The sequence below is a fragment of the Blastococcus sp. SYSU D00820 genome, assembly GCF_054050695.1.
Genome location: NZ_JBJGZW010000001.1, coordinates 613640 through 625421, shown reverse-complemented (window position 1 = coordinate 625421; position 11782 = coordinate 613640). Strand labels below are relative to the sequence as shown.

Below are 11782 nucleotides of genomic sequence, written 5' to 3'. Positions count from 1 at the left end.
GCCCCTCACCGGTACGCGCGCCGGGTGTCCGGCGGCGGGATCGTCGCGTCGTGGTACTCCACCGGGACGCCGCCGAGCGGGTAGTCCTTGCGCTGGGGGAAGCCGTCCCAGTCGTCGGGCATGAGGATCCGGGTGAGCGACGGGTGGCCGTCGAAGACGATCCCGAACATGTCCCACGTCTCGCGCTCGTGCCAGTCCGCCGTCGGGTAGATGCCGGTCACGGAGGGCACGTGCGGGTCCTCGGCGGTGACGGCGACCTCGAGCCGGATCCGCCGGCGGTAGGTCATCGAGGTCAGGTGGTAGACGACGTGCAGCCGCGGCCGGTCGGGGGTGGCCGCCGGGCCGCCGCTGTCGAGGTAGTCGACGCCGGAGACGCTGCTGCACAGCTCGAAGCGCAGCGCCTCGTCGTCCCGGAGGGCCTGCACCAGGGTGAGCAGGTGCTCGCGGACGACGAAGTAGGTGATCTCCCCCCGGTCCACCAGCACCCGCGGGACGGCGGCGTCGTAGGTCGCCTGGCCGACGGCCTCGATCAGCGCGTCGGTGACCTCGTCGAACCAGCCGCCGTAGGGCCGGTCGGTGGAGTGCAGCGCGACCGCGCCCCCGGGCTCGACGCGCACCAGGCCGCCGAAGCCGGAGGTGTCGCCGCTGCCGCTGACCCCGAAGGCGCCCTTGCGGAAGCCCCCCGAGCCCGCGGTGCTCGCGCCGTAGCCGGCCTCCTCGCGGCCGGGGACGACCTCGCCGCCGTCGTTGCTCATGACTGCGCCCCGGCCTTCTGCGGCCACGGCACCGCGGTGCCGCCGCGCTGCTCGATGGCGAACTGGCCGGTGCGGCCCTCGGCGGCGGCCTGCTCGTAGGCGCGACGCGCGGCCTTGTCGGCGCGGACGCTGGAGGGCATCTCGACCAGCAGGTCGGGGGCGGTCCCCTCCTCCTGCGCGCGGGCCAGCGCCTTCTGCCGCTTGGGGCCCAGCGGCTCGTGCTGGATCTTGTAGTGCAGCTTGAGGATCGCGTCCATCAGCATCTCCGGCCGCGGCGGGCAGCCGGGCAGGTACATGTCCACGGGCACGATGTGGTCGACGCCCTGCACGATCGCGTAGTTGTTGAACATCCCGCCGGAGCTGGCGCACACGCCCATGGCCAGCACCCAGCGCGGCTCGGGCATCTGGTCGTAGATCTGGCGCAGGACCGGCGCCATCTTCTGGCTCACCCGGCCCGCGACGATCATCAGGTCGGCCTGCCGCGGCGAGGCGCGGAAGACCTCCATCCCGAAGCGGGCGAGGTCGTACCGGCCGGCGCCGGTCGCCATCATCTCGATGGCACAGCAGGCCAGGCCGAAGGTGGCCGGCCAGAACGACGACTTCCGCGTCCAGTTGACGAGCTTCTCCACCGTCGTCAGCAGGACGCCGTTGGGGAGCTTCTCCTCGAGACCCATGGTCCGTTTACCTCAGTCCCACTCGAGCCCGCCGCGACGCCACACGTAGGCGTAGGCGAGGAACACCGTGCCGATGAAGACGACCATCTCGACCAGCCCGAAGACGCCCAGCGCCTCGTTGGCCACCGCCCACGGGTAGAGGAAGACGATCTCGATGTCGAAGACGATGAAGAGCATCGCCGTCAGGTAGTACTTGACCGGGAAGCGGCCGCCGGTCAACGGCTGGTCGACCGGCTCGATGCCGCACTCGTAGGCCTGCAGCTTGGCGCGGTTGTAGCGACGGGGGCCGACGTACGGCGCCATGGTGACCGAGAAGAGCGCGAACGCCGCGGCCAGGGCGAACAGGCCGACGATCGGCACGTACATCGAGAGCATCAGCGGCACCCTACGGTGGTGCAGGTCACATCGAGGTCACGATCTGTACTCGCCGTGTCGATTCGACTGCTCATCGTGTTGACCACCTTCACACCGCCGGCGTGAGCCGGGTCAGGACGGCGACGGCACGGTCGAAGCGGTCGCCGTCCCGGCCGTCGGAGAGGTTGCCCATGAGCCGCAGCGCCGCGTTGACCAGCGCCGGGCGCTTGAGCCCGTGTGCCGTGCTGAAGCGGACGACGCCCGGCCGGCCGAGCAGGGCGAGGAAGCCCATGCCGAGCCGGTGGTGCCGCCCGTACTCCTCGGCCAGGCGCGCGGGGTAGCGGCGCAGGACCGCCTCGCGGGCCGGGCCCTCCGGGGCGGCGAGCGCCTCGGCCGCCGTCTCGGCGGCCATCCGCCCGGTCTCGAGGGCGTAGCTGATGCCCTCGCCGTTGAACGGGTTGACCACCCCGGCGGCGTCGCCGGCCAGGAGCAGGCCGCGGGTGTAGGCGGGCTGGCGGTGCAGGGCCATGGGCAGTCCGGCGCCGCGCAGCGGGGTGACCGCGTGCTCCTCGCCCAGCTGCCACTCCTCGGGGAGGGTGGCCAGCCAGCGGCGCAGCACGGTGCGCGGCTCGGCGCCGGTGCCGCGGCGGGTGTCGAGCAGGCCGAAGCCGACGTTGGCGGTGCCGTCGCCCATGCCGAACGACCAGCCGTAGCCCGGCATGGAGTCGGCGCTGGGGCCGGACTCGGAGAGGTCGAAGGAGATGTCGAGGTACGGGTCGGCGGTGCGCGGCGTCCGCACGTAGCGGCGGACGGCGACGCCCAGCGGGCGGTCCTCGCGGCGGACCAGGCCCAGCGACTTGGCCAGGCGCCCGGAGAGCCCCTCGGCGGAGACGACCAGCGGGGCGCGCCAGGTGGCCGGCTCCCGGTCGGGGCCGACCTGGGCCTGCACGCCGGCGACGCGGCCGGCGTCGTCGAGGAGCGGCTCGGTGACCGTGACGCCGGTGGTGACCCGGGCACCGGCGGCCTCCGCGTGCGCGGCGAGCAGCGAGTCGAGGTCGCTGCGGGTGCGGATGAGGCCGTAGCCGGGCCACGAGTCGAGCGCGGGCCAGTCGACCTCGACGACCTGGCCGCCGCCGTGCACCCGCAGCCCCCGGTGGCGGATCCAGCCGGTGGTGTCGACGCCGAGGTCGTGCAGGGCCTTGACCCCGCGCGGGGTGAGGCCGTCGCCGCAGACCTTCTCGCGCGGGAAGGCCGCCTTCTCGAGGACGGCGACGTCGAGGCCCGCGGCGGCGAGGGTGCGGGCGGCCGCGGACCCCGCGGGACCGGCGCCGACCACGACGACGTCCGCCCGCAGGTCGGACCCGCGCGGCACCTCGTTCGTCCCCGGCACGTCGGCACCCCCCTCGGAGTTCCCACCCGCCTTGTGAAGAGATTCACAAAGTCGGCTGCTCCGAGTCTAGGCCGGGGTGTGAGCAACGGAACAAGACCCCCTCCGGGGAGGCCTGCGTCACACCCCGTCGAGGGCCGCCCGCACCTCCTCGTCCGAGGTCTCGCCGAAGTCCGCGTAGGCCTGACCGACCGCCCGGAAGCCGGCGGGCGCCCCGGCCACGACCAGGGCGTCGACCTGCGCGGCGAGGTCGGCGCACGCGCTCGGCGCGGCCACGGGCACGGCCAGGACGACGGCCGCGGGGCGCCCCTGGCGGATGGCGGCGACCGCGGCGCGGGCGGTGGCTCCGGTGGCGATGCCGTCGTCGACGAGGACGACGGTGCGGCCCTCCACCGGGACGGGCGGCCGGTCGCCGCGGTAGGCGGCGGTGCGCCGGCGCAGTTCGGCGAGCTCCCGCTCCTGCACCGCGGCGAAGGTGGCCTCGTCCACGCCGGCGCGGGCGAGGACGTGCGCGTTGCGGACCGTCTCGATCCCGTCGCCGACGGCGGCGATCGCGCCCATGGCGAGCTCGGGACGGGCGGGCAGGCCCAGCTTGCGGACCACCAGCACGTCGAGCGGCGCGGCCAGGGCGCGGGCCACCTCCGCGGCGACGACGACGCCGCCGCGCGGCAGGCCGAGGACGACCATCTCCGGGCCGGCCGCCCGGTCCGCCGGCGGGCAGGCGGCGGCGACCTGCTCGGCCAGGACCCGGCCGGCGTCGCGGCGGTCGGCGAACCGGGGCGCGGACACGGCTCTCCGCCGGCTCAGCAGGCCGCGGTCAGAGCGGCTCCGGCGAGGGGGCCGGCGGTGGCGCGACCGGATCGGCCGGGTCGGGCGTCGGGTAGGGCGCGGGCATCGGCGGCGGCATCGGGTCGACCGGCGAGGGAGACGGCGACGGCGGCTGGGGGCCGGGCGGCGGGATCGTCATGGACCGACGCTAGGACCCGGTCCCGGTCGAGACCACCCCCTGGCGCGGCCGCGCGCTGCGCTCTGAGCGGACGCCGGCCGGGGCGCTCGGCGGGCGGCGGTCCACGGGGTCGGGGTGGACCGCCGCCCGGGTCGGTGGGCGCAGCCGGTCAGAAGGGCGGCGGTTCAGCATCGGCGGTGACCGCACGCCGCTGCTGGCCGGGGAGGCCGGGTGGTGCGGGGCCGGGGTACCAGTCGGGGCCGGGTGGGCGGGTGATCCGGGTGATGCCGCTGGGTGTGGTGACGGTGAGGTGGCCGTCGGGGGTCATCGAGAACGACCAGCCGCGGGCGTGGGTCTTGAGGCGGTGGTGGCGCCGGCAGAGGCAGCAGAGGTTCTGGCAGGCGGTGGCGCCGCCGGCGGCGTGGGGGATGACGTGGTCGAGGTCGGCCCAGCCGGCCCGGTGGTGGCAGCCGGGCATGCGGCAGTGCTGGTCGCGGGTGCGCACGAACCGGTCGGTGGGGTTCGGTGGCCGGTAGGCGTCGACGGGGGCCGGCCGGTCGAGCAGCGGGCAGGCGCATCTGCGGTCGGTGTGGTCGTCGGGGTGGTCGCGGCAGCCGCGGCGGGCGAGGCGGTCGAGCTCGGCGCGGGTCAGGGTGGCGCGCAGTTCGCCGGTGTCGGGGTCGATCAGGGCGATGTCCAGGCTGCCGCACTGGGGTGCTCGGAGGCCGCCGGGGCACAGGGCGTCGAGTTGCTCGAGGACCTGGCGCAGGTGGGCGGCGGTGATGGGCTGGCCGTCGACCGCACCGACCGCGCCGCCCTCGCAAGCGGCTTGGAGCGCGGGTAGGGGGGCGAGCACGGTGATGTGTGCGGTGACCGGCGGTCGGGTGTCGTCCCAGGGCCGGGTGATCAGGGCGTGCAGCGCCGCCACGCGCAGCACGCCGATGGGTCGGTCGTCCCCGTCGGCCTTGGCGGCGCGGGCCAGCTGGTCGGCGGTGGCGTGCATGGCGGCGATCTGCTCGGCGGTGCCGGTGACCTCCAGCCGCGCCATCCCGTCGCCCAGAGCCCGGTGCTCCACGTTCGAGGTCTTCTTCGCCTGCTCCCGACGCCGGTCGGCAGCCTGCTGGTCCAGCCGCTGCAGCTCGCGCTGCACCGCTGCCCGCACCCCGGCGACCGACAGCTCCATCGCCGTCGGCAGTACCAGCGCCTCGACCGTGCGGATGATGTCGAGGGAGGTCTGGCCGGCCTTCTCCACCCCGAGTTCCTGGGCGATGACCCGGGCGCGGGGCCAGTCCAGCTCCCCGTCGGCCAGCGCCGCCCAGGTCGCCGGCAGCCGGTGCACCAGGTCCAGCGACAACCCCAGCAACCCGGTCGCGGTCGCCCGATGACAGCGCAGCACCAACGCCAGCTCGTCCGGGAAGAACTCGCTCACCTCGCTGGGCAGCGGATCCGCGGCCCAGCCCGGAGACGCCGCACCCGGGGTGTTCGGCGCCGGGTCGTCGGTGACGGGCCGCCGGGCAGCCAGCTCCGCCACCAGCCCCACCTCGTAACCGGCCAACCGCGACCGCAACTGCTGCACCCGCTCCAGCTCGACAGCCAGCTCGGCATCGGTACGCGTCTCCGGCGGCAGCACGTCGGACAACCGCGCCGGCCGCTGCCCGGCCAGCAGCGGCGGACGCGCAGCGGCAGGCAGCACCTGCGCCACGGTCAACCCGACCCCGAACCCCTCGAACACGTGATCGATGATGCCGAGGGGTACGACAGGAACGCGCAGCTCAGGCTGCTGTGGACAGGGTCTTGCCTGTGGATCCGAGAGAGCCCTCAGCTCCGCCGCGCCCGGTGCAGCGCCACGATCCCCCCGGTCAGGTTCCGCCACGCGACGTCCGTCCAGCCGGCCGCCTGCACCCGCCCGGCGAGCGCGGCCTGGTCGGGCCAGGCCCGGATCGACTCGGCCAGGTAGACGTAGGCCTCGGGGTTGCTGCTCACCGCCCGTGCGATCCGCGGCAGCGCCCTCATCAGGTACTCGGTGTAGACGGTCCGGAACGGCGCCCACGTCGGCGAGGAGAACTCGCAGATGACGAGCGTGCCGCCCGGACGGGTCACCCGGCGGAACTCGCGCAGCGCGACGTCGGGGTCGGCGACGTTGCGCAGCCCGAAGGAGATGACCACGCTGTCGACGCTCTCGTCGGCCAGCGGCAGCGCCATCGCGTCGCCGGCCACCTTGGGCACCGGCCGGGCGGCGCCGGCCCGGAGCATCCCCTGGGAGAAGTCGCAGGCGATGGCGGTCACCCCGCCCGACGCCAGCTCCACCGTGGAGACCGCGGTGCCGGCCGCGACGTCGAGGACCGTCTGCCCCGGCCGCGCCCCCAGCGCCTCGCGGGTGGCGCGTCGCCAGGAGACGTCCCGCCCGCCGGAGAGCACCGTGTTGGTGAGGTCGTAGCGGCGCGCGACCCGGTCGAACATCGCCGCGACGTCGGCGGGCTGCTTGTCCAGCCCGGCCCGGAGGCCCGCGGTGTGTGCGCTGTCTCGCCGGTCTCCCACGGCGCCGACGCTACCGGCCTGCCTACGCTGGGGAGGTGACCGCGGCAGCCGTGACCTCGATGGACGCCGTCGCGCCCGTCGTCACCACGGTCGAGCTGCCCGACCTCCCCGAGCTGCTCCCCCTCCTCCCGGCCGAGGGCGCCCTCTCCTGGGTCCGCCGGGGCGAGGGCCTGGTCGGCTGGGGCGAGGCCGCCCGGCTCGAGGTCACCGGCCCCACCGCGCTCGCCGACGCGGCGACCTGGTGGTCGGCCCTGTCGGACGACCTGGCCGCCGACGACCCGGTGCGCGTGCCGGGCTCGGGTCCGGTCGTGTTCGCCAGCATCGCCTTCGACCCCGCAGCGGGGACGTCGGTCTTCGTCGTCCCCGAGGTGGTCGTCGGCCGCCGCGACGGCCGGGCCTGGGTCACCGCCGTCGGTGACACCGACCCGGTCGGCGCGCTGCGGGCAGCGCCGGCACGCACCGCCGCCCCCGGCCGGCTGCGCTACGCCGACGGCGCGCTCGACCCGGTCCGCTGGCAGGCCGCGGTCGCCGCCGCGGTCGCCCGGATCGACGAGGACGACCTCGCCAAGGTGGTGCTCGCCCGCGACCTGCTGGTCACCGCCGACGCACCGCTCGACGCGCGCCGGCTGCTCGACCGGCTGGCCGCGCGCTTCCCCGACTGCTGGACCTTCGCCGTCGACGGCCTGCTCGGCGCCACCCCCGAGCTGCTGCTGCGCCGTACCGGCCGGCAGCTGTCCTCCCGCGTGCTGGCCGGCACGGCGCCGCGTGGCGCGGGCGCCGAGGACGACCGGCTGGCCGCCGCCCTCCTGGGCTCGGCCAAGGACCGTGCCGAGCACGCGCTCGCCGTGGAGTCCCTGGTCCGCGAGCTCGACCCCTTCTGCACCGCGCTCTCGGTGCCCGCCGAGCCCTCGCTGCTCACCCTGGCCAACGTGCGCCACCTGGCCACCGACGTCGTGGGCACCCAGCGCCGGTCCGGCGAGCGCGGACGGGCCGGGCTGCTCGACCTGGTCGCCGCCGTGCACCCCACCGCCGCCGTCTGCGGCACGCCGCCCGACCGTGCCGCCGCGGTGATCGGCGAGCTGGAGGGCATGGACCGCGGCCGCTACGCCGGCCCGGTCGGCTGGCTCGACGCCCGCGGCGACGGCGAGTTCGGCCTGGCCCTGCGCTGCGCCCAGCTCGACCCGGCCGATCCGGCCAGCGCCCGGCTGTTCGCCGGCTGCGGCATCGTGGCCGGCTCCGACCCGGCGGCCGAGCTGGCCGAGACCCAGTCGAAGTTCGCGGCGTTCCAGGCGGCGCTGGAGGGCTGAGCCCGGCACGTCATGATCACGGCGTGTCCGCAGCGTCCGACATCGTGATCCCTGCGCCCGAGCGTCTCGGGTCCACCCGCCTGCCGGACGGCCGGCGGCTCGCCTGGTCCGAGTGGGGACCGGAGACGGGGCGCCCGGTCCTGCTGTTCCCCGGCGCGGCCACCAGCCGGCACCTCGGCCTGACCGCCGGCGCGCTGTCCGGGCTCGACGTCCGGCTGATGTCGATCGACCGGCCGGGGCTGGGCGGCTCCGATCCGCATCCCGGGCGCACGCTCGGCACCTGGGCCGACGACGTCGCGGCCTTCGTCGCGCTGCGGGAGCTCGGCCGCCCGGCCGGCGTGGCGTTCTCGCAGGGCGCGCCGTTCGGGCTGGCCTGCGCGGCGGCCGGCGTCCTGTCCGCCCTCGCCGTGGTCTCCGGCACCGACGAGCTCGCCGCTCCGGAGGTGCGGCCGGCGCTCGTGCCCGACGTCGCGCGGCTGGTGGAGCTCGGCGGCGCCGACCCCGCCGCGGCGGCCGCGGTGTTCGCGCAGCTCGCGACCACCGACGCGATGTGGCAGATGGTCCTCGGCATGAGCGGGCCGGCCGACCGCGCGGTGTACGAGGAGGCGTCCTTCGCGGCCGCCTACCGGCAGGCCATGGAGGAGGCGTTCGTGCAGGGGCCCGAGGGCTACGCGACGGACACGCTGCTGTCCATGCGCCCGTGGCCCTTCGCCGCCGACGCGATCGACGTCCCGGTCCACCTCTGGTACGGCGCCCTCGACACCAGCCCGGTGCACGCGCCGGACGCCGGTGCCCGGCTGCACCGCGCCGTCCCCGGGTCCCGGCACACCGTGCTGGCCGACGAGGGCGGGGCCCTGCTGTGGACCCGCGGCCGGGAGGTCCTCACCGCGCTGCTGCAGGCGGCTCCGGCGACCTAGTCGTCGTCGGAGCGGACGTCCGCCCGCTGCTCGGCGGCCGTGGGACCGCGCCGGTGCAGCTGCTTGTTCTTGCGCGCCAGCCGGGCGGCGTTGGCCACCCAGAAGGCCAGGATCCCGCCGATCAGCACGATCGCGAGGACGATCCACGCCCACGTCGGCACGGGCCACCTCCGGGCTCCGGGCAGGCTTGCGGACGCCCGTGCGCCCTGCTGCACACTCCCCCGCTCCCTACCCGCCCCGCCACCGGACAACCCGGTGGCGCACGACCGATCTCGGGCCGGCGGTCAGAGCGCCCGGACGGCGGCCTCCCGCAGCCGGACGGCGAGGTCGGCCTCGGCCCGCTGGTCGGTGCCGACGACGACCACCCGCGGCCCGCCGGGGGCCAGCGCCCCGGCCAGCTCCTCGGGCGCGGTGACCCGCGTCGCGGGCCACCCCAGCGCGCCGGCGACGGCGACGAGGTCGCGGCCGTGCGGGGTGCCGAACACCCGGCGGTAGCTGTCCGCGTGCGCGGGCTGCCCGGGCTCCAGTTGGGCGAAGATGCCGCCGCCGTCGTTGTCCGGGACGACGACGGTGAGGTCGGGCACCTGCTCCCCCTCGCCGGTCAGCAGCCCGGTGAGGTCATGCAGGAACGTCAGGTCGCCCATGAGCGCCACCGCCGTCCCGCCGTGGGCGAGCGCCGCCCCGACAGCCGTCGACAGCGTGCCGTCGATGCCGGCGACGCCGCGGTTGGCCACCACCGGGACGTTCCCCCGCGGCACCGCCAGCCGGTCGACGTCGCGCACCGGCGTCGAGGACCCCAGCACCAGCAGCGCGCCGGCCGGCAGCGCCGCGACGACGTCGCGGGCCAGCCGGGCCGCGGTCAGCGCGGGCGCAGCGTCGAGCAGGCCGTCCACGGCCGTCCCGACCTGGTCGGCCGCACCGGTCCAGGCCGCCCGCCAGGCGGGGTCCGCGGCGACACCGGGTGCCGGCAGCCTGCCGACGAGCGCGGTCGTGCGGCCGGCGTCGGCGAACCGCGGCGACGCCGCCACGGTCTCGACCCGCACCGAGGGGTCGGCCAGCAGCCGGGAGACCGGCCGCGACAGCGTCGGCCGTCCGACGACCAGCACCCGGTCGGGGCGGTGCGCGGCCAGCCAGTCCGCGGCCCCCAGCAGCAGCGCCCCGCCGCGTACCGAGGCACCCCACGCGCCGCTGCTCGGCTCGGCCACCACCGGCCAGCCCTGCGCGGCGGCGAGGTCGGCGGCGGCGCGGCCCAGCGCCGCCGGGGCGTCGCCGACGACCACCAGCGTGCGGGCCGGCCCCTGGTCGGGCACGGGAGCGGGGCGGGCGGCGGGAGCCGCGGCGGTCCAGGGCGCACCGTCGGGACGGCCGGCCCACGGGCCGCCGAGGTCGACCGGGAGGTCCGGCAGCAGCGGCTCGCGGAACGGCAGGTTCAGGTGCACCGGGCCGGGGTCGCCGGAGAGATCCCCGCGGGCGCTGATCAGCGCCCGCGACACCAGCGCCCGCCAGTAGCGGTTCTGCGCCTCCTCGCGGCCGGCCTCGGGCACCCCGGCGTCCGCGGCGAAGCGCACCGCGCCGCCGTAGAGGCCGGGCTGGTCGATCGTCTGGTTGGCCCCGGTGGCCCGCAGCTCCGGCGGCCGGTCGGCGGTCAGCGCCAGCAGCGGCACGCCGGTGGCGTCGGCCTCGAGCACCGCGGCGTGCAGGTGCGCGGTCGCCGTCCCGGAGGTGGTCAGCACCGGGACCGGACGGCCGGTGCCGCGCGCCAGGCCGAGGGCGAGGAACGCCGCGGTGCGCTCGTCGATCCGGACGTGCAGCCGCAGCCGCCCGGCCCGCTCGGCGTCGGCGAGGGCCAGCGCGACGGGAGCCGACCGGGAGCCCGGCGCCACCACCGCGTCGGTGACGCCGCCGCGGAGCAGCTCGTCGACCAGCACCCGCGCGCACGCGGTCGAGGGGTTCACGCCGCCCTCACCGCGGCCAGCCGCGCCCGCCAGCGCGCCTCGGTCGCCGGATCGGCGGCCACCTCGGCCAGCCGGTCGGGCTCGGGCCGGATGACCGGGAGCGCCCCGTCGACGGGAAGCAGCGGGCTGCCGGCGACGTCGTCGGTGAACAGCGCCACCGTCGCCAGCCCGCAGGCGAACGGCAGCTCGGGCAGCGCCGCGGCCAGCGCGACGCCGGCGGCGATCCCCACGGACGACTCCAGCGCCGAGCTCACCACGCACGGCAGGCCGTGTGCCTCGGCCACCCGCAGCGCGGCCCGGACCCCGCCGAGCGGCTGCACCTTGAGGACGACGACGTCCGCGGCCTCCCGCAGGTCGACCCGCAGCGGGTCGGCCGAGCGCCGCACCCCCTCGTCGACGGCGATCCGCACGTCCGTGCGCCGCCGCAGCGCGGCGAGGTCGGCCAGCGAGGCGCACGGCTGCTCGGCGTACTCCAGGCCCACCCGGTCCAGCTCGCGCAGCCGGGCGACGGCGGTGTCGACGTCCCAGGCGGCGTTGGCGTCGACCCGGATCGCGCCGTCGGGGCCCAGGGCGTCGCGCACCGCCTCGACCCGCGCGAGGTCGTCGGCCGGCGCCTGCCCCGGCTCGGCCACCTTGACCTTGGCCGTGCGGCAGCCCGAGCCGGCGACGATCGCGTGCGCCCGCGCGGCGTCCACGGCGGGCACCGTCACGTTCACCGGGACGGCGTCGCGCAGCGGCGCCGGCCAGCCGTCGACCGCCGCCTCCCGCGCCGCGGCCCACCAGCGGCGGCTCTCGGCGACGTCGTAGTCCCAGAACGGGGAGAACTCGCCCCAGCCGGCCGGGCCGCGCACGAGCACGCCGTCGCGGACGTCGATGCCGCGGAAGCGGGTGCGCAGCGGCACGCAGTAGACGTGCACCGCAGTCGGGTCCGCCGCGGTCGTCACGGTGG

The 11782-nt window shown here is 76.8% G+C and carries 13 protein-coding genes; 2 read left to right on the top strand and 11 right to left on the bottom strand.

Going from position 1 to position 11782, the window contains the following annotated elements; translation table 11 throughout:
- Positions 1–5: 5 nt before the first annotated feature.
- The 8 genes from ACI79R_RS03015 to ACI79R_RS02980 all read right to left on the bottom strand — a co-directional run bounded on the left by ACI79R_RS03015 (position 6) and on the right by ACI79R_RS02980 (position 6654).
- The gene (locus ACI79R_RS03015; protein ID WP_456572095.1) at positions 6–755 is read right to left on the bottom strand and encodes an NADH-quinone oxidoreductase subunit C; all 750 of its coding nucleotides are present in this window, start codon (positions 753–755) and stop codon (positions 6–8) included.
- Positions 752–1429, bottom strand: a complete 678-nt coding sequence (locus ACI79R_RS03010; RefSeq protein ID WP_456572094.1) for a NuoB/complex I 20 kDa subunit family protein — start codon at positions 1427–1429, stop codon at positions 752–754. Before ACI79R_RS03010 ends, ACI79R_RS03015 begins: the two co-directional genes overlap by 4 nt.
- Before the next feature lie 12 nt (positions 1430–1441).
- A complete protein-coding gene (locus ACI79R_RS03005; protein WP_456572093.1) occupies positions 1442–1804 on the bottom strand; it encodes an NADH-quinone oxidoreductase subunit A in 363 nt (120 codons plus the stop codon).
- 88 nt (positions 1805–1892) lie between these two features.
- On the bottom strand, positions 1893–3173 hold the full coding sequence (locus tag ACI79R_RS03000) for a geranylgeranyl reductase family protein (RefSeq protein ID WP_456572092.1): 1281 nt from the start codon (positions 3171–3173) through the stop codon (positions 1893–1895).
- Between the two features lie 117 nt (positions 3174–3290).
- Positions 3291–3959: a phosphoribosyltransferase gene (locus tag ACI79R_RS02995; protein ID WP_456572091.1), complete on the bottom strand. Its 669-nt coding sequence runs from the start codon at positions 3957–3959 to the stop codon at positions 3291–3293.
- A gap of 28 nt (positions 3960–3987) precedes the next feature.
- Entirely contained in the window at positions 3988–4137 is a 150-nt protein-coding gene (locus ACI79R_RS02990) for a hypothetical protein (protein WP_456572090.1), read from the bottom strand.
- A gap of 148 nt (positions 4138–4285) precedes the next feature.
- Entirely contained in the window at positions 4286–5848 is a 1563-nt protein-coding gene (locus ACI79R_RS02985) for a DUF222 domain-containing protein (protein WP_456572089.1), read from the bottom strand.
- A gap of 86 nt (positions 5849–5934) precedes the next feature.
- On the bottom strand, positions 5935–6654 hold the full coding sequence (locus ACI79R_RS02980; protein ID WP_456572088.1) for a demethylmenaquinone methyltransferase: 720 nt from the start codon (positions 6652–6654) through the stop codon (positions 5935–5937).
- A gap of 35 nt (positions 6655–6689) precedes the next feature.
- Here ACI79R_RS02980 and ACI79R_RS02975 point away from each other — a divergent pair, with 35 nt between their 5' ends.
- Both ACI79R_RS02975 and ACI79R_RS02970 read left to right on the top strand, forming a co-directional pair.
- Complete coding sequence (locus ACI79R_RS02975; protein ID WP_456572087.1) at positions 6690–7961, top strand: isochorismate synthase; 1272 nt, start codon at positions 6690–6692, stop codon at positions 7959–7961.
- 23 nt (positions 7962–7984) lie between these two features.
- Positions 7985–8878 (top strand): alpha/beta fold hydrolase, encoded by an 894-nt coding sequence (locus ACI79R_RS02970; RefSeq protein ID WP_456572086.1) that lies wholly within the window; start codon positions 7985–7987, stop codon positions 8876–8878.
- Here the strand turns inward: ACI79R_RS02970 and ACI79R_RS02965 are convergent.
- The 3 genes from ACI79R_RS02965 to ACI79R_RS02955 all read right to left on the bottom strand — a co-directional run bounded on the left by ACI79R_RS02965 (position 8875) and on the right by ACI79R_RS02955 (position 11777).
- Positions 8875–9039: a hypothetical protein gene (locus tag ACI79R_RS02965; protein ID WP_456572085.1), complete on the bottom strand. Its 165-nt coding sequence runs from the start codon at positions 9037–9039 to the stop codon at positions 8875–8877. The two genes, ACI79R_RS02970 and ACI79R_RS02965, sit on opposite strands and share 4 nt — an antisense overlap.
- Before the next feature lie 123 nt (positions 9040–9162).
- A complete protein-coding gene (gene menD / locus ACI79R_RS02960; protein ID WP_456572084.1) occupies positions 9163–10833 on the bottom strand; it encodes a 2-succinyl-5-enolpyruvyl-6-hydroxy-3-cyclohexene-1-carboxylic-acid synthase in 1671 nt (556 codons plus the stop codon).
- The gene (locus ACI79R_RS02955; protein ID WP_456572083.1) at positions 10830–11777 is read right to left on the bottom strand and encodes an o-succinylbenzoate synthase; all 948 of its coding nucleotides are present in this window, start codon (positions 11775–11777) and stop codon (positions 10830–10832) included. The genes menD and ACI79R_RS02955 overlap by 4 nt, the downstream gene beginning before the upstream one ends.
- Positions 11778–11782 lie beyond the last annotated feature (5 nt).